We start from the raw sequence: 21,959 nt of genomic DNA, 5'->3' as shown, positions 1-21,959 counted from the left end.
CTCAGCTATCGTTTTCACCTTCCGTGGCGAGGGAGCTTGCTCCCGCAGGGCTGCAAAGCGGCCTTCCGATTTGCGGTCGCTGCGCAACCGAGCAGGAGCAAGCTCCCTCGCCACGGGGTCATCGTTCCCTAGATAAGTGGCACGGCGAGCAGGTCAGCGCCTTTGCGGCTTCCCGCTCGCGAATCAAGGCTTTGAACCCCGTGACCAAGCCAGGTGGGCGTCTCCCCAGTGATCTCGCACAACAGCGCCGTCACAACGTTGCCTTCGACCCTGCCGTGAGCTTGCAGAAGGTCCGCCACCGCGCACACGGCAGGCCAGTAACGATGCATCAATCGGCTACAACGGGCCATGGCCTGGGATTGGGCGTCGAGCAGCTTGCGCGGTGGCAGCAGGCTGATCAATTCGTGCCCCCGCTCCAGGTCACCCCGGCCGCTGCCCCTGATCAGCCGGTCGGATCTGCGGTGTCGGTAGACCGCTTCGGCCACGGGCCCCGCGAAGCAATGGAGCAGGTCACGTTCAATGGCATCGACCATCGAGGGCAGGTATTCAGCGATCCCCGGCGCGTCGAAGGCCGGGCGCGAGACAAGGTAGTCGGCCTCGACCAACCCTTCTGCGTATTGCGGGTTGCCGCGCAGATCGAACAAAGGCCCCGCGCGGGCTTCGACCTTGGTGCGCACGGTGATGCGTTTTATAGGTAGGCCATTCCACCAAAAGGCCAGGGCGTGACCCGCTTCATGGAAGGCCGTGCTGCGCGGGCATTTGTTCATTGTTGGATCCGTCACGGCAGGCGCCATTCATATCATCTGCCTCACCGCTTGGCCTCGATAAAAGATTATCCCTATCGAGCGTTAATACTGCGCCTATTAGCGATTTGGCAAAGGGGGACTAGCCTGAATTCAGGCTGGTGCAATCCGGCCCGTGAAACCTGACAAGAGATAGGAAGCGTTCAGAACCGTACTGGGCTTGCCGTGGGCCACCGTACTGGCAACCAGACCGTCGTCGCGCGTTGCCGTGTGGCCATACACAATCAGTTGAGCGAACTGTGAGCCCTGCGCCCTGTGTCATTTATTTCGCCTGTCGCTATTCGAAGCCCGGCCGGGCTGGATAGCTGGATGAATACGACCGAAGGTAGCTTCTCATGGCAAACGAATCGAAATGCCCGTTCAATCACGCCGCTGGCGGTGGCACGACAAACCGCGACTGGTGGCCGAACCAACTGAATCTGAAGATCCTGCACCAGCACTCCTCGCTGTCCGACCCCATGGGCGAGGATTTCAACTATGCGCAAGCGTTCAAGCGCCTGGACTTCCAGGCCTTGAAGCAAGACCTGAATGCACTGATGACCGACTCGCAAGACTGGTGGCCGGCGGACTTCGGCCACTATGGGCCGCTGTTTGTCCGCATGGCCTGGCACAGTGCAGGCACCTACCGCACCGGTGACGGGCGCGGGGGAGCGGGCTCCGGCCAGCAGCGGTTTGCACCGCTCAACAGCTGGCCCGACAACGTCAGCCTCGACAAGGCGCGTCGGCTGCTGTGGCCGATCAAGCAAAAGTATGGTCGCAACATCTCCTGGGCCGACCTGATCGTCCTCACCGGCAACGTCGCCCTGGAGTCCATGGGCTTCAAGACCTTCGGCTTTTCCGGTGGTCGCGCCGATGTCTGGGAGCCGGATGAAGACGTCTACTGGGGCTCTGAAAACAAATGGCTGGGGGGCGATGTTCGCTACGGCAAGCCCGACAAAGCCGCCATGCAGGAGCCCGGCGAAGGCCAATTGGTGGCCGAACCTGGCAACGAAGAAAGCCGCACTGACGAGGGACGCAACCTGGAGAATCCGCTGGCCGCCGTGCAGATGGGGCTGATCTATGTCAACCCGGAAGGCCCCGAGGGCCAGCCGGACCCGGTCGCCGCTGGGCTGGACATCCGCGAGACCTTCGGCCGCATGGCGATGAACGACGAAGAAACCGTGGCATTGATCGCTGGCGGCCACGCCTTCGGCAAGACCCACGGCGCCGGGCCTGCGGACAATGTCGGTGCCGAGCCCGAGGCCGCTGGCCTGGAGCTGCAAGGCCTGGGCTGGAAGAGCACCTTCGGCACCGGCAAGGGGCCCGACACCATCACCAGTGGCCTGGAAGTCACCTGGACCACCACGCCCACCCGCTGGAGCAACAACTATCTGGAGAACCTGTTCGGCTTCGAATGGGAACTGACCAAGAGCCCGGCCGGCGCGCATCAATGGACGCCAAAAAACGGCGCAGGCGCGGGCATCATCCCCGATGCCCATGACCCGGCCAAACGGCGCAACCCAACGATGCTGACCACCGACCTGGCGCTGCGCTTCGACCCGATCTACGAAAAAATCTCCCGGCGTTTCCTGGAAAACCCGGAGCAGTTATCCGACGCCTTTGCCCGCGCCTGGTTCAAGCTGATCCACCGCGACATGGGCCCGCTCTCACGCTACCTCGGCCCGGAGTTGCCCAACGAAGAACTGCTGTGGCAAGACCCTATCCCGGCGGTCGACCATCCGCTGGTCAACGACAGCGACATCGCCGCCCTCAAAGGCAAACTGCTGGCCTCGGGCCTATCGGTTTCACAGCTTGTGTCCACGGCGTGGGCCGCGGCATCCACCTTCCGAGGCTCCGACAAACGTGGCGGTGCCAACGGTGGCCGCCTGCGCCTGGCCCCGCAGAAGGATTGGCCGGCCAACCAGCCCGAGCAACTGGCCCAGGTGCTGGCGACCCTCGACAAGGTGCGGAACGAGTTCAACGCCGCCCAAGCCGACGGCAAGACAATCTCCCTGGCGGACCTGATCGTGCTGGCCGGCAGCGCCGGTATTGAACAGGCCGCAAAAAACGCCGGGCTCAGCGTGACGGTACCGTTCACACCCGGACGCATGGACGCGAGCCAAGAGCAGACGGACGTCGAGTCGTTCGGTTTTCTCGAGCCCATCGCCGATGGCTTTCGCAACTACCTCAAGGGCCGGTACCGCGTGTCCGCCGAGGCGCTGCTGATCGACAAGGCCCAACTGCTGACCCTCAGCGCCCCGCAAATGACGGTACTGCTCGGCGGTCTGCGGGTACTGGACATCAACGTCGGCCACACCGCGCACGGTGTCTTTACCCAACGGCCAGGGACATTGAGCAACGACTTTTTCGTCAACCTGCTCGACATGGGCGTGGAATGGAAACCGCTTTCCGACACCCAGGAAACCTTCGAAGCCCGCGACCGCAAGACCGGCCAGGTCAAATGGACCGGCACTCGCGTTGACCTGGTCTTCGGCTCCAACGCCCAACTGCGGGCCCTGGCCGAAGTCTATGCCAGCCCGGATGCGCAGGAGCAGTTCGTCAAGGACTTCATCGCGGCGTGGGTCAAGGTGATGAACCTGGATCGGTTCGATCTGCGGTGAGAAGAGTCCAAGTGCATGAGGTCGTGCAAGGACGCGGCCTCATGAACTTTTCTTCACCCCACACCGGCGCGTGATTGGGTAAAGTCGCCTCGCTCATTCAAGAAACTAAGGTTTTAGCCCGCGCTCCCAGCGGGCTTTTTTTTGCCTGGCGTTCAGGCTGACGAAGTGCGTTGCCCAACACAGGTTGCTCCAAAGCCGCTCGCCCATAAAACAGCAACGCCATCAACCAACAGCTCAACCAGACGAAAATCCCCGCCCAAAAGGTATGAGACATGTAGTGCCAGCCCTGCAGGACCCGCGTTGTGCCGTAGACAACCCCCAAGGCCAGCGCCCCATACATCAAGGCTTTCGAATGACGCCAACGGTAGCGGCGGGCAACGAAATACAGCGCCAGCATCGTGAAGCCGCCGGAAGCATGCCCGCCGGGCCAGCAACGACCGTCACCGGCGACCTTCAGCAGGTCGAAATTCTGGAACCATTCCTTGTGCTCGATCTTGCCGGCGTACTGGGTGGTTTCCACCGGGCAGTACACGCTGGTGTGGCCCTTGAGGTAATGAATCACCCCGGTGCTAAGAGAAAAGGCGAAGACCACGTAGAGGAAATCACGACGGTGTTTGTGGGCAAAGCGTAATGGCTTGCTCAGTCGGGCTTTATCCAGCAGGCGAAGCAGTCCAGGGCGTTTTTCCGGTTTGAAGATCGGCCAGAAAAACGACAACAGCGCCCCGATAATGGCCGCCTCGCCGGTCCAGTTCGGGATGATCCTCGCCCACTTGTGGGTGATTTGCTCGAACAGCCGAACGTGCTCCAACGGAAAGACTTGGTGTAACGGGTCGTAGAAGAAATCGCTGATGGCGATGTCGATGCGGGTCATGTCGAACAGCAGGAACACCACTGCGGCGCAAACCAGGGGAATTCCGAGATTGAGCCCGTAGAAACGGGCGCGAGCAGACGTCAGCATGGGCGGTCCTAATCGTGGGAAAAATTACTGAAGCGTCACCGAGCGCCAGTCAGACGCTTCGATAAAACCGAGCAACTGGGGCGCTTGTGGCTGGGCGGTGGAGAGGAACAGCGAAGCACCATAGCCAAACGTCGACGTTGGCCGCTGGAGCGCGGTTTCCATCGCCTGCATGCATTCGCTGTGGGTGACCAGAATCAGGTTGCGCCCGGCTACCTTATGGGCCAGGGCATTGCGCAGAAGATCGTGCCGGCAGTTCATCAGCCAGTCGTTACCAACGCTTACCTTGTTGAACATGTAGCCCGCCGTCTGGGCGGTACGGACCAACGGACTGTTATAGATGTCGGCGTTATCGAGGCCCAGTCGCTCGAACCGGGCACCGACACCCACCGCAACGGCACGGGCGCGGTCGGTGATGCCTTCGCGATCATTCAGGCACGCGGCCTTGGAGTGATCGCAGCGCTCCACATGGCGCACCAGCACGATCATCTCGCCCTTGGCCCAGCCAGCGGCCAAGGCACGGGCGCCGGCGATGTTGCCATGGGCCAGGTCCGGCACCGCCGCCGGGCTGAGTAGCCAGAAGGTCAACGGGATCACCAGCAGCGCCGAAGCCAGCACGACCAGGGTGTTTTGGTAACGGGCAAACCGGCGCGTATCGATCGAACGCGTCAGGCCGAAAAAGCTCAGTCTCAGTTCCACATCAAGCCGCCCCGACGGCATCCACCCAGTCATTCGATGGCGCGACAGTAGAGAGGCTGACGTAGGCAGGCAGTGAAACCGATGTGAAAAAAAGCTTCAGATCCAGGGCCCACCGCCGATACCCCCCTGTTACATGCTCTTGCTGGCTCTTAACAACAACAATCTTCCAGCCAATCGATGATCAAGCAGCACAACGTTCCTGGAGGAATTTGATGAATAGCTGGTTTGGCAACATTAGCGTCAACATGAAATTGGGCCTGGGCTTCGGCCTGGTGCTGGTCCTGACCTGCCTGCTGGCCCTGACCAGCTGGACCAGCCTGGGTGGACTGATCGACCGCAGCAACTGGATGAGTGATATCACCCAGCTCAACGCCAGCCTGACCAAACTGCGCGTCACGCGCTTGCAATACATGCTGGCCAACGGTGACGAGACCGTCGCACAAAATGTGCAGACCACCCTCGATGGTTTCGTGGCGCAACAGAACGCTCTGCTCAGCAGTTTCAAGAGCCCGGCAAACGTCAAGCTGCTCAAGGAGCAGAGCGCGGTCATCAGTGCCTATCAGGTGTCCCTGAACAAAATGCGCAGCGCCTACCGCACGGGCAACAGCGCCCGCGATGTCATGGGCACGAACGCCGAGATCGCCTACAAACTGATCGAGGCTCTCGACGCCGATGTGCGGCAAATGGCCCTCAGCGATGAGCGTTTCGCCCAGTTCCAGGTCATCACCCAGGCCAAGCAGGCCTTCATGCTGGCCCGCTATGAAGTGCGCGGCTACACCGCCAACAGCAACGCCGACACCGAGCGCAAGGCCATCGACCAACTGGACGCCGCCATCGCTGCGCTCAAACCGCTGAATGAACATTTCTCCAGCACCCGCCAGGATGAACTGCGCCAGCTGGAAAATGCCCTGGCCCAATACCGCAGCGCCGTGCAGGCCTTCAAAGTGGCCACCGCCGATGTGGTCCAGGCCCGCAAGGAAATGACCGACCAGGGCGCAACCATCGTGGCCTTGAGCGAACAGCTGTACCAGATCCAACTCGACCGCCGCGACGCTGAAAGCGCCCAGGCACGCACCCTGCAACTGGTCAGCACCCTGTTGGCTCTGCTGGTCGGCGTCATCGCGGCCGTGATCATCACTCGCCAGATCACCGGCCCGCTACGCGAAACCCTGGCCGTGGTCGAACGCATTGCCGGTGGCGACCTGTCGCAGAACGTCATCGTCACCCGCCGTGACGAACTGGGCGTGCTGCAACAAGGCATCGCCCGCATGGGCGTGACCCTGCGTGACCTGATCAGCGGCATCCGCGATGGCGTGACTCAGATCGCCAGCGCCGCCGAAGAACTGTCCGCCGTGACCGAGCAAACCAGCGCCGGGGTCAACAGCCAGAAAGTCGAGACCGATCAGGTCGCGACCGCCATGCACGAGATGACCGCCACCGTTCAGGAGGTCGCGCGCAACGCCGAAGAAGCCTCCCAGGCCGCGGCCGCCGCCGACGGCGAAGCCCGTGCCGGCGACAAGGTGGTCAGCGAAGCCATCGCCCAGATCGAACGCCTGGCCAGTGAAGTGGTGCGCTCCACCGACGCCATGACCGTGCTGCAACAGGAAAGCGACAAGATCGGCAGCGTGATGGACGTGATCAAGGCCGTGGCCGAACAGACCAACCTGCTGGCGCTCAACGCCGCGATCGAAGCGGCACGGGCCGGTGAAGCCGGGCGTGGTTTCGCCGTGGTGGCCGACGAAGTCCGTGGCCTGGCCCAGCGCACGCAGAAATCCACCGAGGAAATCGAAGGCCTGGTGGCCGGCCTGCAAAACGGTACCCAGCAAGTGGCCGCCGTGATGAACAACAGCCGCAGCCTCACCGACAGCAGCGTGGCCCTGACCCGCAAGGCCGGCGCGTCACTGGAAAACATCACCCGCACGGTGTCGAACATCCAGTCGATGAACCAGCAGATCGCGGCCGCCGCCGAGCAGCAAAGCGCCGTGGCCGAGGAGATCAGCCGCAGCATCATCAACGTGCGCGACGTGTCCGAACAGACCGCCGCCGCCAGCGAAGAAACCGCCGCCTCCAGCGTCGAACTGGCGCGGCTGGGGAATCAGTTGCAGATGATGGTCAGCCACTTCCGCGTCTAACACCCCACCCGATTTGCATGACCCACAGTGGGAGCGAGCTTGCTCGCGAAGGCGGCGGCACATCCAATATCGATGCCAGCAGACCCACCGCTATCGCGAGCAAGCTCGCTCCCACCCTGGGTCTGCTGTGTCCTGCAACTCCGCGCCAGGCACAAACCACTGTGGGAGCGGGCTTGCTCGCGAAGGCGGTGGGTCAGTCAACTTCAATGCTGGCTGATCCGACGCCTTCGCGAGCAAGCCCGCTCCCACAGGATTTGCATCAGCACCGCCCACGAATCGCTCTTTCGTACAAATCCCCCTTCCCCTGTCCTACCGCCTTTCTTTGCCCGCTCCTGTACGGTTTGCGCTTGAACAAGCACATTCCGTTCGCACAGGAGATGGCAACACATGGACGTAAGCAACGACTCGCTGTTGCACAGGCTCGTTGGCTCCTCAGACGGTAAGGACGCCACAAAAGCCGATCTGAAAACCGCCCTGCAACAGATGGACGTGACGTCGCTATTCGACATCGCACGCATGAGCAAGGCGCAGTTCACCCAGGCACTCGCCAGGCATAGCGACGCGGACGGTGAACAGGTCTACGACAATGCCACGAGCCATGCCCGGCAGATCAGCCGCCTGTATCAGGAGCATCGAGTATCGTCCGGCGCCAACGAGCCACGTAGCAAGCGCAGCCTGGCGATAGACCCAATGCCAGAGCCCACCGGCTATCAGGCGCTGTTCGAAGAGAATTGGGACCAGTTCTGCAACGAGGGTGATATCGCGGCAATCGACTCGCCCGTGGCGTATCTGCGAGCGTTGTATCTGTTTGCCGGGGAGCTGGAAAACCGGTCATCCCACGCCGGCAGAATCACCTTGGCGCAACGGCGCCCGGACCTCAAGACACTGATGCTCGATCGACAGAGTGCCTTCGTGTCCCGTCCGATGCTCGACATCATCAACGACACCCTGCGCAATAATATCGAGTCGCACCTGGCCGAAACCGGCGATAACAGGAGCGTTCACCAGATACTCGCCAGCGCACACTACCCTTTCTCGCTGCCCTACGACCTGCACCATCACCAATGTGTCCTCGGGCTGGGCACGGGCAAGCCGACGCTGGGCGAACTGAATTATCGGGTTAGCCTGAACCTGCCGTTTTCAAAGGACCGGGATCTTTACGGGGGAGTAGTCGTCAATCCTGCAGAAGCGCAAAAACTGCTGTCCGGGTTGAGCCCCGCGCAACAGGCGCTGCTCATCGCACCGACCGCCTCGCAGGCCAACCTCAGCACACTGAAAACAAACTACGGCACTGAGAACCTCCTACGCTTGGATGAGCTTGAGTTCTTCAAGGAGCGCACCGGGCTCACGACGGAACAGGTGGAGGAGCTACTGGCGCAAGGCAAATGCAGGCCGCGAACGTCAATCAACAGCCCCCTTTCCACCCGGACACATTACGGCGCCAGCTACATCAATGGCGGCAGGGCTATCCCTGCCCTGGCGATCGAGACCCAAGCGCAGCAGAGGGTCTTCACCAACAACTCTCCTGAACGTTTCGACCGTTTGCAACGCATGATCCGCCTGCATCGCTGGACCGGTATTCCCGTTGCCGAACTGGACACGTTGATCTTCAATGCCCAACGCTCGGAAAGGGTCGAAACGCTTAGCGCCAACACCTTGCGCACGCTGGGCGTCTATCGGTACCTGAACCGGCGCCATGGCATCGCCGCTGAAGAATTCGCTGCGTTCCTGCACGACATGCCCACCCACGCTTGCGCAGATCGGGTGTCGCTGTTCGATCAGGTGTTCAATCGCACCCAACTGCTCAAAAGCCCTGTGTGGGACGCCCCCAAGCGGAGCCTGACCGCCAGGGACGAGCAGACCTTCAGTTACCTCAGTGCCGGTCTTGGCCTTCCCGTTGCGCCAGATTCGCTGTTGCTGCTGGTGGAACAGGCCAGTCGATACTCATCACAGGAATATGATTTGCCCACCGTTTCGGCCCTGTATCGCCAGGCCCGTATCGCCCGGATGTTCGGGCTCTCCCCTCTTGAATGCACCGAGTTGGCCCGATTGCTCGGCGGGGAGGATTTCTGCAAGGCATTGGTGAAAGGGGAGCTGAAGACCGTCGACTCCACAGAGTCGGACATTCTTGATGTCCTGATGGCCATGGATTGGGCCGTTGACTGGCTCAGGCAAAGCAATCGGAACGTGTTGCAATGGTGCCGCCTGTTCAACGTCAGCAGCAATGACTGGCCGCTGAATCAAAACCTGGAAAAACGCTTGGCGAAATTCCAGGCAGACACCAACGCCTCTCAAGATCATCAGCATCAGGTGGAACTCCTGCTGCATGACATGGCGGACCTGCCAGCCGAATACGTCCCTGGCGTATTACAAATGGCCGGTACCGACGCAAGGGCGATCGTCACGGCCATCCAGCACGCCCCGGGTGCAATGCCCCCGTTGCTGGCGACGGTACTGCGCACGGCCGAGGCTTGCCAGCGCTTGCACCTGAGCAGCGGCACGCTGAAGGTCCTGATGGACAACCCGACATGGCTGGCCCCGCGCCTATCCGCAACCCTGGCGCCCCACACACTGTATCTGCTCGAATGCTTCAGTCATTGCGCCCGCCATCAGGCCCAGTCGGAAGACAACCTGTTGCATTACCTGCAAGTGGCCAACCAGGAACAGTCGGAAAAAGCAGCCAATGGCCTGCTGGCCAAGCTGTTGAATTGGAGCGTCGAAGAGGTGAGTTCCCTGACGGCGTCACTGGACACAAGACGCGCAGACTCAATGGAAGCAGTGGATTGGATCATGCGCTGTCAGGCGTGCTGCCAGCAAACGGGACTGTCGGCAAACCTGCTGATCAAGGCGATCAAACTGGAAACCGCCAGCCCTGCATCGGCTTGGAAAATAGTCGGTGAAGCGCTGATCGCCGCCAGCCATTGACGGCTGCCCCACTTCAAACTCAAGGATTGAATACATGACCGAGGCCATAAAAAAGCAGCTCGATGAACGCCTGCGCGACGCACTGTTGGCGCTCTACTTGAACGACGTCGCCCCCGCCAATGCCACGCCCCTCAAGAACGCCCATGACCTCTATGAGTACTGGCTGCTCGATGTGCTGGTCAGCCAGGATGTGCCCACCACACCGGTCGCCTGTGCGATTGCCAGTCTGCAGCAATACATCAACCGTATCCTGATGAACCTGGAGCCCGGCTACGACCCGGAGGATTTCACCGCCGAACACCGGCAGACGTGGCGCAACGAAATGCATCAGTACCCCACCTGGGCCGCCCACCAAAAGCTGCTCTATTTCCCCGCGACTTACCTGGACCCGGTGCTGAGGGCCAACAGCAGCGATAACTTCCAGCAACTGGAAAACACCCTCAACCAGAACCGGATTCAACCCGACGCGGTGCAATCGGCGGTCCTGGCCTACCTGGCCCGATTCGAAGAAGTGGCCAACCTGACGATTCTCAACGGTTATATCGATGGCGAGGACTTTGCCAACAGCACCTACTACCTCATCGCTAAATCCCGCACCGAAAACACTTACTTCTGGCGCTCGCTGAACATGGCGCAACGTCCGCTGGACAGTACCTTACCGCCTCCCTCCAAGCAGGATCAGCCGGATCCATACGCCTGGTCGGACTGGGAAAAAGCCGATGTGCCGATTCCCGAAAGTGCGGTCGAACACTCGATTCGTCCCGCCTGGTTCAACAATCGCCTGTTCGTTGTCTGGGCAGAATGCATCCATCAGGATCAGTCGGCCTCCAGCGCGCCTTCGAAGGCCGACGCCATGGCACCCCGTGTGAATCATCCGCTACTGCGCCTGAGCTATTGCTTCAAAAAACAGGATGGCATGTGGAGTACGCCACGAGTGGGCCTGCAAGGGTATTGCGAGGACAAAACGCTTGCCAGCCAGAGCCTGGAGGCGATCAGGCCATTGATAGGTACCGTTGCGATGCAGCACCGCAAGGGCTCGCAAGACTCACTGTACCTGGCCTTATGTGCACAAAAGCCCAGAGCCGGCTCGGCGTCCGCGCCGGCCAGCGCCTTCAGTTTTATTAGAACAACCTACGTCGACAAAAATCTTTCCCATGAGCCTGACCGTTCAACGACGATCAAACAGGCGGAAGACGAAAAACCAAAAGAACTGGAACACACCCTCCTTGATACGACGCTCATCGAACCTTACACCCAGCGTTTTCAAAGCAGATTGGCGTTCCAGGAAATTGAGGGTTCTCCAATTCCACGCCCCAAAAAGATCATCAATACACTGTCGAATTTCGATGATCATCTGGCTGGGACTGTTCTCAAACCCATCGACTCGCCACACACGCTAGTCGTTCATGCCGACGATACGTTTCTCCCCTCTGCGGTGAGTGAAATTCGCATCTCGTTTTCAGGTCGACTTAAGCTGGTTCTGCCACCGCTCGACGAAAACCTGCCCTCCTCTTCCTATCTAAAACTGCGCGACGAGTCCGAAATTTTCTATCTGGATGTCGCAGATCCCGCCGGTCTGGTTTTCCAGTACTCCATCGATAACCTGAACAACGTGATCCGGGACAGTCAGGATTCACCTGGCTTCACGACTTCAGCCACGGCAAGTCTGGCTGGAAAACTGATCTCAGTAGCGGCAGTACGCCACTTGATCAACACCTACCATGAGCGCAACTCCAGCACCTCCCGTGGAAAGGTTACTTTGACGTTTCAGAACCCTTTCCAACGCAGCGAGTCCCGGACTGCCTTTTTCTACAAAGAAGTATTGCTCTATCGAAAATATGTAATTTTTCGCCAACCCGCCGGAATAGAAGACAACTCGTTAACCTATGACAAACTGGAGGCTGTAGCCGAGTCTTCCTTGGTAAAACAGTTGCCCAGTCGCTATGAGTACCTCTTGCGGGTTGAAGACAATGAGGACGGCGAGGCTTTGTTGTATGGCGTCGCGCTGGTCAACCCTGACAGACCGTATCAAACAATTTCCTTCGCGCTCAAAGCGATCAAACTGAGCCTGGCACCTACCGTCCTCCAACCACCGAAGATCACCGCCGCACCGACCCCCAACCTGGGCACGACCCAATTCATCGACTTCGCCCATTCCACCATCAAGCACAGCGACGGCAAAAGCCAAGAACGCCACCCCATCAGGCTGAACACCGTATTCGCCGCCGAACTGATCCGGCGCACCGAAAACAGCCTGGATGAATTATTTGACTGGACCACTCAACACCTGCCGGAACCTGCCCTGCCCGGTGATCCAAGCAACCGGATGGACTTTCATGGCCCCTATGGCCGTTACTTCACCGAACTGTTTCTCTACGTGCCCTGGCTGGTCGCCCATCGCTTGAACGCCGAGCAGCGCTACGAGGAAGCAGAACACTGGCTGCGCTATGTTTTCGACCCGGGCCGAAAGAAGTCCGAATGCTGGCGAAGCGTCCCTTTGCTCGACGGTGATACGCCTTCGTACTCCCACCAGGCGCCCCATGATCCCCATCAGATTGCCCGCAGTCATCCCGTGCACTTTCGCAAGGCGCTGTACTTCCTGAACCTCGACATCCTGACCAACCGAGGCGACGCCGCGTACCGCACGTTGACGCCCGACAGCCTCAGCGAAGCCAAGCTTTGGTACGTCCGGACCCTGGACTTGCTAGGGCCACGCCCGGTCGTTCAACCGGCCGATCACTGGAAGGCCGTCAGCCTTCATGGCTTGAGCACCACCAACAATGACGACCTGCGCCGCTTTGAAAACCGGCTGCCCCTGCCCACCGTCAGCTCGCCGTCGCTGGCGCAGGAAGGCCGTTCGCAAGCGGCCCTTACGGCAATCGATAACCCGTATCTGCGCGTGCCGTTCAATCCGCAATTGCTCAAGTGCTGGGACGTCGCCGAAAGTCGCCTGTACAACCTGCGGCATAACCTCGATATCGCCGGCAAGCCGCTGCATTTGCCTGTCTTCGCCGCTCCGCTGGACCCTCGCGCCTTGACCAGCGCCAGTGCCCCGAACACCCCGACCGGCGCCACGGCCCACTTGTCGGCGGTTCAAATCCCCCACTATCGCTTCACCGTCATGCACAGCCAGGCTCAGAACGCCGTCGAAAGCATCATCCAGTTCGGTACCACGTTGCTGTCGCTGATCGAGCGCAAGGAACAGGCGCAGTTGCAGGAGCTGCAACAACAGCACGCCTGGGACCTGGCGAAAATCGCGCTGGATCTGCAACGTCAGGCCTTGAACATCGACCGTCAGAACCGCCAGGCGCTGCTGGCCAGCCAGGCCACTGTTCAAAACCGCATCACCCATTACAAAAAACTGCTGGACGATGATCTTAGTCATGCCGAAACAGAGGTCAGTTATTTATACGTGGCCAGCGGCACCGCGGAGGCCGGTGCAATGGCCTTCCAAGTCGCGGCAGCGGGGCTGATGATGGCTCCGAACGTTGCGGGGTTCTGCATAGGCGGCAGCCGTTGGGAGGGGCCGGCGCTCGCAGCCTCTGCGGCCGCCCATAGCGCCGCGATCATAAGCCGCACGGTAGCGGCCCAACTCGACCGTCAAGCCGCATTCGATCGCCGCCGGGACGAATGGCATCACGCATGGGATCAGGCACAACTCGAACTGGCCCAGATCGACGCACAACTGGCGCAATTCACCGAACAGGAAACCGCCACTCGCCTGCAACTGCGCCTGGCCGAATCCACCCTGAGCCAGGCCAAGGCCAACTACGACTTTCTCAGCAAGCGCTTCACCAAGGCACAGCTGTACCAATGGCTGAACAGCCAATTTGCCGCGCTCTATCGCCAGGCCTACGACGCCACACTGGCGCTGTGCCTGGCGGCCGAAGCCTGTTGGCAGTATGAAGTCGCCAACTTCGACACGCGCTTCATCCAACCCGGCGCCTGGCATGCGACCTATCGTGGGCTGGGCGCCGGCGAGCTGCTGAAGATGAACCTGTTGAAGATGCACGCCGAATACCTGCGGCGCCACGAGCGGGAGCTGGAGATACGCAAAACGGTGTCGCTGCGTGAGCTCAAGCGCCAAACCCCGACCAGCATCAACAAAGAGTGGCCGCACATCCACGCCGACTTGAAGAAAGGCACCTACGAATTCGAACTGACCCAGCAATTGTTCGAAGACGACTACAAGGATCAGCAACACTACCTGCGTCGAATCAAGACCATCAGCGTGTCCTTGCCGGCCCTCATCGGTCCTTATGAGAACATTCGAGCCACGCTGACCCAGACCGCCAGCAAGGTGTTTCTCTCGCCCGGTGACGGTGGCAGAACCCTGGAGAGCCGACGCGCCAACCAGCAGATTGCCCTGTCGACGGGCGTCGACGACAACGGCCTGTTCACGCTGAATTTCAACGATGACCGCTACCTGCCGTTCGAATACACCGGCGCCATTTCCAAGTGGCAACTGACCTTCCCGAACCCCGAAGCACAAAAAGACCTGCTTGACTCACTGACCGACGTCATCGTCCATGTGAGCTATACGGCCAGGGTCGGCGGAGGTGCGCAATGACTGAGCAACCGCTCTTGCCCGTCACCGCGCCGTCATTGCCCAAGGGCGGTGGCGCCATTCAAAGTATCGGCAAAGGCTGGGCGGCCATCGGTGCCCACGGTACGGCGTCCTACGAAATTGCCCTGCCGATTTCACCGGGGCGCGGCTTTGCTCCGCCCTTGTCCCTGAACTATGCCAGCTCCCTCGGCAACGGTGTATTCGGCATCGGTTGGGGGTTGTCGCTGCCCAGCGTGGCGCGCCGCACCAGCAAGGGCGTGCCGGCCTATACCGAGGCTGACGAAATCATCGGTCCCAGCGGGGTGGTCTGGTTGCCCGAGCGTGATCGGCAAGGCGTCATCGCCGCAACCCGCATCGATCAATACAACGATCTGGACCTGGAAACGACCTACAACGTCACACGGTATTTTCCTCGAGTCGAAAGCAGCTTCGACCGCTTCGAACACTGGTCCTCGCCCGACGACAAACCGGGCTTCTGGCTGGTGCACGGTGCCGATGGCAGCCTGCACCTGTTCGGAAAGACCTCTACCTCCCGCCGAGCCGATCCCCTGGACAAGAACCGTGTCGGCGAATGGCTGCTGGAGGAAAGCCTGAACGCTTACGGCGAACACATCCTCTACCAATACAAGACCGACGCAACGGCCCAGCGCTATTTGAGCCAGGTGCGCTATGGCAATTTCAAGGCCGATCCGCACCTGTACTCATGGAAAACAGACCGGCTCGCCTCTGTGCAATGGCACTTCGAATTGGTCTTCGACTATGGCGAACGGACCACGGCCTACGAACAGAAACCGCCATACGAAGGTCAGCAGTGGGTCACCCGTAGCGATGGTTTTTCCAGCTTCGCCTACGGTTTTGAACTGCGCACCGAACGCCTGTGCCGCCAGGTCCTGATGTTTCACCGCTTTCCCGAGGAACTGGGAGCAGCCCCCCTCCTGGTGCGCCGCCTGTTGCTCGATTATCGCCAGGCATCCCTGGGTTATCACCAACTGAGCGCCGCCCATGACCAAGCCTTTGGCGACTTGGCTACCGTCGATAGCCGGCCGCCCATCGAATTCAGCTACAGCGAATTCAAGCTTCGGTTGGAGCCCCACGCCTGGCAACGTTTTGCAGACATGCCGGGGCTCGACGATGGTCAACGTTATCAACTGGTGGACTTGTACGGCGAGGGCCTGCCGGGCGTGCTCTATCAAAGCGACGGGGGCTGGCATTACCGCGAACCCGTGCGGGCCAAGGCCAAAGGCGACGACGTGGCTTACGCGCCGTGGCGAACACTGCCCGCCATCCCGGTTGCCGACCTGGCCAAACCGGTGCGCCAGTCATTGAGCGACCTCACCGGAGACGGCCGCTTGGACTGGCTCGTGGCCCAACCGGGGCTGAGCGGTTTTTTCTCCCTTGGCGCCGATCGAAGCTGGTCGGATTTCGCCACGTTCAATGCGTTTCCCGCAGAGTTTTTCAGTCCACACGGGCAATTGGCCGACCTGTCGGGGGAAGGGCTCGGTGATCTGATTTTGATCGGCCCGCGCAGCGTTCGCCTGTACGTCAACCAGCGAGAAAACGGTTTCGCCGCCCCGTTGGAAGTCGCCCGCGACGAGCATGAAGATGCCCTCGCGGTATTACGCATCGCGCCCGGCGAACTGGTGGCGTTCAGCGATGTGCTGGGCAGCGGTCAGCAACACTTGGTGCGCATCCGTCACAATGAAGTGCGGTGCTGGCCAAACCTGGGCCACGGGCGGTTTGGCAAAGGCATCGTGTTGGACTTTCCCGGGCTGGCCTACGAAACCTTCGATGCCTCGCGCATCCGCCTGGCGGATCTGGATGGCTCCGGCGCCGTCGACCTGATCTATCTGCAAGCCGACCAGGCACTGATCTTCATGAACCGCTGCGGCCAGGGTTTCCGCCCTGCGCTCGCCCTGCCCTGGCCCCCCGGGCTGCGTTACGACAACTTGTGCCAGGTGAGCATCGCCGACCTGCAAGGGCTCGGCTGCTCCAGCCTGATCCTGAGCGTGCCGCACATCACACCGCAACACTGGCGCTACGATTTCGTCGAGGCGAAGCCGTATCTGCTCACCGGCACCCACAACAACATGGGCGCCAGCGAAACCATCCGCTACCGCAGCTCGGCGCAGGAATGGCTGGATGAAAAAGCCGCCCATAACAAGGCCGGCACACCACCGGTCTGTCATGTGCCCCTGGCGCTGCATCTGGTTTCGAGCCAGACCCGGGTGGATGAAATCACCGGCAATCGATTGACCTGCAAATTCGCCTATCGCCAAGGCTACTACGACGGTGTCGAGCGTGAGTTTCGCGGCTTCGGCCTGTTGCTGGAAACCGATAATGAAACCACCCCCGACGATACCGATTTCCAAGGCTTCACCATGCCCAGCCTGAAGAAGACCTGGTTTCACACCGGGCAAACGGTGGACATGCCCCGTATCGGCTACCACCACGACGACCCGCAAGCCGTGGCGCTGGGCAAGGCACTGCTCTGCCAATACCAAGAGGAGACCGGGCGCGACACCCCTGTGCCCGCGCCAACCCCAGCCACCCGCATTGAAATGGCCCGCGCCTTGAGCGGCCATGTGCTGCGAAGCGAGACATTCGGCGTCGACAGGCGCCGGAAAACCCGGACTCTGTACTCGGTCCAGGAACACCGCTATTGCGTACGCCTGCTGCAAGCGCCCGACAGCCAGCGGTCCTACGCCCGAATGCTACCGCTGCCGCTGGAAGCCATCACGTATCAATACGAAGGCACGGTCGATGACCCGCAGTGCCAGCACACCTTGAACCTGCAACACGACCTCTACGGCGCCCTCGTTCACCGCCTGGACATCCATTACGCCCGCAGGAAAACCGCCGACGATACGCCACCGTTCAGCGACGTCGACTCACAACGATGGTGGCGCGATGCGCATGATCCGGCTCAGCAGTTTTATTACCTGAACGAAACCCGGGCCGAGTTCATCCACCTGCCTGCGCCCCAAGGGTGGCGATTGGGCCTGCCTTATCGCCAGCGCACCCAGGCGTTGCGCTGCCCCAAGGCTCCCGAAGCCGCCGGGCTGGCGCCCCAAGAGATAACGTTCGAAACCCTCAGCGCACGCGCGCAGCAAACAACCTGGACGGACCAGAGCGTGCTCACCGGCCTGACCGTGCAACGCTACAAAGGCGCTTCGAGCGCAGCCACTCTGGCGGATGGCGTCGCAGACTTCCAGGCCCTGACCGACCATCTGGAAACCGCCGAGCTGGACGAAACCGCCCTCAAGGCCTTCCGGCTGCTGCCCCAGGAAACGCGTCCCAAAGGAAAAATGCTCGAACGCAATCACTATCACCGCATGGCCGATTTTCTTCCCGCGAGCAACCGCCCCATACGACTCTGGTCCGTCAAAAGCGGCTTCGCCACTTATGCCCCACGGGACGGGTTCTACAAAATCCGTACCCTACAACCGAGCGAAAGCCACGGCGTAATCGAGATCAGCCACGACCGTCATCACTGTGTGATCACCCGGTTCCAACAGCCTGATGGCTGTGCCACCGAGGCGACCTACGATTACCGCTCGCTCCAGCCCCGGCGCATCACCGACCCCAACGGCAATGTGCAGGAAGGCCTGTTCGATGCTTTTGGCCAAGTCTTGGCCACCTCTTTTTATGGCGACGAGCAGCGCACGCGCAGGGGTTTCAAACCGCTCGCGCAGTTCAAACAGCCAGCATTCAACAGCCCGACAGCGGCCATCAGCCAAAGCCGGGACGCGTTGCAGGACGCGGCCACGGCGCTTTATTACGCGCCCTTCAGCTGGATGCGTTGTGTATCGAAGGCCGCCCTGGCGGACACCGACTGGCTGGCGCGCTGCGTGAGCAATGGCGACCTGCTCCCCGCCGGGCATATCTGCGCGTCGGCTCGAGTCCGGCTAGCGGAGCTTCAGACACTCTCGGCCGATGACCTCAAGCTGAAGAACGAACTCGAGGCCGCGCCGCGTGAGCCCGTGCACATCGCCACACTGGTCGCCGATCGCTACCCCGATGACGACCGAAAACAAATCCGCATCGCCGTGACCTGCTTCGATGGCTTCGGGCGAACCCTGCAAAGCAAGCAACTCGTCGAACCGGGCCTGGCTTACGTCGTCGATACCAAGGGCGACCTGACGCTGACGGATGGAGCGCCCATGGAGCAGACCGCCGCAAGGCGCTGGCGGGTCAGCGAACGGGTGGAATACAACAGCAAGGGCTTGGCGGTGCGCATCTACCGCCCTTATTTCGCCGATCAACACCGCTGCATCAACGATGTGTCCTTGCGGCAATTCGGCCATTGCGACCGGCAGTTCTACGACGCCCTCGGGCGCCCCACCCTCACGCGCCTGGCCAGGCAAGCCGGCCTCTCCTACCTGCGGCGCCACACCCGTCATCCCTGGTACACCGTGGACGAGGACGAAAATGACACGCTGCAAGAAGTCCTGTCCGAACACGCCGACACGGCCGGAGGTGGCGCATGAACCCACGCCTTCATCACAAGACACCCACGATCAACGCCGTTGACGGTCGTGGCCTGCCTGTGCGGCAAATCGCTTACTACCGGCGCGACGCCCAGGAACCCGCCCAGGCGCGCATTGCCCAGCAAGACTTCGATGTGGCGGGACGACAAGTGGCGCAGCGCGATCCTCGGCTGTTCGCCAAGGCAACGGGCGGGGCGAACCTGCAGACTGTCTACAGTTTGTCCGGCAAAACGCTGTTGCTCGACAGCATCGATGCCGGATGGCGCCTGTACCTGCCTGGCGATGCCGGGCAGGTATTGCACTGTTGGGATCAGCGAGGCACCTATTGGCGGACCACCTACGACACGCAACTGCGCATGACCGCTGTCCATGAGCAAGGGGCGGGCGACGTGCCGCGCAGCGTCGAATGCCTGCACTACGGCGACAGTTCGCCAGAGTCCGCGGTGCATAACCGGTGCGGCGCGCTGATCCGCCATGACGACAGCTCCGGCACCTTGCTGATCCATGACTATGGGCTTTGCGCCAAGCCTCTGAGCCAGACCCGGCATCTGCTGGCCGCCACCGAACGACCCGACTGGCCAGCGCAAGAGAAAGACCGCGACCGCTTGCTGGAACCGGGCGACGGCTATACCACAAGCTGGCGCTACGACGCCCTCGCCGAGCTTATCCAGCAGACCGATGCCGCCCAGCACCAGCAGCGCTACTCGTTCGATGTCGCGGGTCAGCTCAAGTCCATGGGTCTGCAGATAAGAAACACGGCGACCGAAAAAGTCATCGTGAGCGATCTCGTCTACAACGCGTCCGGCCAGATCGAGTCCCAGACGGCCGGCAACGGTGTCGTCAGTCGCGCCGTGTACGATCCGGCCAACGGTAGATTGACCGCCCTGCGCACATCGAGGTCGGCCAAGACCTTGCAGGATCTGCACTACACCTGCGACCCGGTGGGTAACATCACGCACCTCGAGGACAAGGCCCAACCGGTGCAGTTCGGCAGCAACCAACGGGTCGAAGCGTCCAGCACATTCACCTACGACAGCCTTTATCAATTGATCAGCGCGACGGGCCGCGAGGCTGCCGGATTGACCAGCCCCCCGGACCTTCCAGCCCTCGGCAAACTACCCATCGACCCCGGCCAGTTGTTCAATTTCACCGAACACTACGAATACGATGCTGGCGGCAACCTGATCGAACTGCGTCATCGTCGCGACGGCAATCACTACACCCGAACATTGGACGTGGCCGCCGTGAGCAATCGCTTGCGCGCCTGGAACAAAGGCCACTCGACGCCCGACCAAACGTTGGACTTCGATGCCAACGGCAACCAGCAGGCGCTAGCCCCGGGCCAGGCGCTGACCTGGAACCTGCGTAATCAGCTCGACAGCGTGGTGTTGGTACGGCGTGAAAACGCGTCCGATGACATCGAGCGCTATCGCTACGACAGCAACGGCCAACGCGTGCGCAAGCTCCAGACGACCCAGGGCGCAACGCGGGTGCACACTCGGGAGGTCCGTTATCTGCCAGGCCTTGAAATTCGCACGCGAGATAACGAACGCCTGGAAGTCATCACCCTGCAAGCGGGGCGCTGCACCGTACGTTATCTGCACTGGACGCAAGGCCGACCGTCCGCCATCGCGGTCAATCCATTGCGCTACAGCTTCAGCGACCATCTGGGCTCAAGCGCACTGGAACTGGACGATCAGGGCGACCTGATCAGCCAGGAAAGCTACCTGCCTTATGGGGCCACCGCGTGGGCGGCGTCGCGTTCGGCCATGGAGGCTGACTACAGAACCCTTCGCTACTCCGGCAAGGAACGTGATGCCAGCGGCTTGTATTATTACGGGCAGCGCTATTACGCACCATGGCTGCTGCGTTGGATCAGCCCTGACCCGGCGGGGGCAGTCGATGGGTTGAACCTGTATTGCATGGTGGGAAATAACCCGCTCCGGTTCGTCGACCACCAAGGATTGGGGAAAGATGATGTCATCCAATGGATGAAAGCTGATGGCCAGGCCCGTTCCCAGGCGATGATGCAGGAGCAACCGACAAAACAGGCCAACAGACGTGCCAGGGTTCATCGAGAAGCCCCTTCCGCCCCCGGCGCCAGCCCCAACTTCAGCAAAACCCAACGCAAGGGACTGGTCGTTCACTCCTATGGCGTAGTCCTGGATCGCAAGGGGGACAACGATGTGGGCCTCAACGAGTACTACAATCTCACTGGCCCCAAATCCGGTCCGAAGAATTACCGCGGCGTGGACAAGAATTATGACGGCTCCGCCAAAAGCGAGAGGTTCTACCTGACTTTCGGCAGCTACAAGATCGGCAATACCGCTGAATACCTGGCCGACCTGGCCGAACGATACAGCGCTACGAAAGCCGATAAGACCCATCGACTCGACATAGATCCTGATGTGTTGAAGCTCGAACCGACGCTGAGCAGGACGGTCGAGACCCTGCACGAACTCCAGCAACCCACCCAGCACCTCATCGCCACGCACATCGAGAAATCCAACAGCATCATTCCCGTGCATGCCGGAGGACCTGGGGCTCATGGCGAAGTCCGCCTACTCAACTCAATCGTGGCGCTCTATCCAGGTCAAGCTGAAAGGGTGCTGTCGGATACGCATCTGTTCACTGAAAAACTGGCCGGCGTGGACCAACCGGAGCTTTCATCGCCTGCTTCAACTGCAGCGGCATTATCCCCGAAGAAGTCAACATCCCGACTGGTCGCAACCTTAGAAACTATAGGCTGTACAACTTCCACGTATCGGAAATAAATCGACTCGGGCTTTCT

Annotated in this window: 9 protein-coding genes and 1 pseudogene; 7 read left to right on the top strand and 3 right to left on the bottom strand. The window is 60.8% G+C overall.

The genetic code is table 11. The annotated features are described in order from the left end of the window. Positions 1-128 precede the first annotated feature (128 nt). Positions 129-767, bottom strand: a complete 639-nt coding sequence (locus AC515T_RS03835) for a hypothetical protein (protein WP_496531500.1) — start codon at positions 765-767, stop codon at positions 129-131. 371 nt (positions 768-1,138) lie between these two features. Here AC515T_RS03835 and katG point away from each other — a divergent pair, with 371 nt between their 5' ends. After that, a complete protein-coding gene (gene katG, locus AC515T_RS03830; protein ID WP_496531499.1) occupies positions 1,139-3,403 on the top strand; it encodes a catalase/peroxidase HPI in 2,265 nt (754 codons plus the stop codon). Between the two features lie 97 nt (positions 3,404-3,500). Here the strand turns inward: katG and AC515T_RS03825 are convergent, their stop codons facing one another. Together AC515T_RS03825 and pmrG are read right to left on the bottom strand one after the other, a co-directional pair. Beyond that, positions 3,501-4,361, bottom strand: coding sequence for a phosphatase PAP2 family protein (locus tag AC515T_RS03825; RefSeq protein ID WP_496531498.1), 861 nt, complete (start codon positions 4,359-4,361; stop codon positions 3,501-3,503). A 24-nt stretch (positions 4,362-4,385) separates the two neighbouring features. Then, the gene (gene pmrG, locus AC515T_RS03820; protein ID WP_496531497.1) at positions 4,386-5,057 is read right to left on the bottom strand and encodes a lipopolysaccharide core heptose(II)-phosphate phosphatase PmrG; all 672 of its coding nucleotides are present in this window, start codon (positions 5,055-5,057) and stop codon (positions 4,386-4,388) included. A gap of 212 nt (positions 5,058-5,269) precedes the next feature. On the opposite strand from pmrG, the pseudogene AC515T_RS03815 reads away from it, so the two are divergent. From AC515T_RS03815 to AC515T_RS03790, 6 genes and pseudogenes are all read left to right on the top strand, one after another. After that, positions 5,270-6,283 (top strand): annotated as a pseudogene (locus AC515T_RS03815) (methyl-accepting chemotaxis protein); the annotation flags it as partial. A gap of 42 nt (positions 6,284-6,325) precedes the next feature. Then, positions 6,326-7,189 (top strand): methyl-accepting chemotaxis protein, encoded by an 864-nt coding sequence (locus AC515T_RS03810; protein ID WP_413795590.1) that lies wholly within the window; start codon positions 6,326-6,328, stop codon positions 7,187-7,189. A 387-nt stretch (positions 7,190-7,576) separates the two neighbouring features. Then, positions 7,577-10,114: a Tc toxin subunit A gene (locus AC515T_RS03805; RefSeq protein WP_496531496.1), complete on the top strand. Its 2,538-nt coding sequence runs from the start codon at positions 7,577-7,579 to the stop codon at positions 10,112-10,114. Between the two features lie 34 nt (positions 10,115-10,148). After that, positions 10,149-14,684, top strand: coding sequence for a Tc toxin subunit A-related protein (locus AC515T_RS03800; RefSeq protein WP_496531495.1), 4,536 nt, complete (start codon positions 10,149-10,151; stop codon positions 14,682-14,684). After that, a complete protein-coding gene (locus AC515T_RS03795; protein WP_496531494.1) occupies positions 14,681-19,168 on the top strand; it encodes a SpvB/TcaC N-terminal domain-containing protein in 4,488 nt (1,495 codons plus the stop codon). Before AC515T_RS03800 ends, AC515T_RS03795 begins: the two co-directional genes overlap by 4 nt. Continuing rightward, positions 19,165-21,942 (top strand): RHS repeat domain-containing protein, encoded by a 2,778-nt coding sequence (locus tag AC515T_RS03790; RefSeq protein ID WP_496531493.1) that lies wholly within the window; start codon positions 19,165-19,167, stop codon positions 21,940-21,942. The genes AC515T_RS03795 and AC515T_RS03790 overlap by 4 nt, the downstream gene beginning before the upstream one ends. The last annotated feature ends 17 nt before the right edge of the window (positions 21,943-21,959 follow it).

Source organism: Pseudomonas sp. FSO-7 (assembly GCF_059579345.1).
The sequence above is the reverse complement of the archived record's forward strand: the minus strand, read 5'-3'. Positions and strand labels throughout refer to the sequence as shown.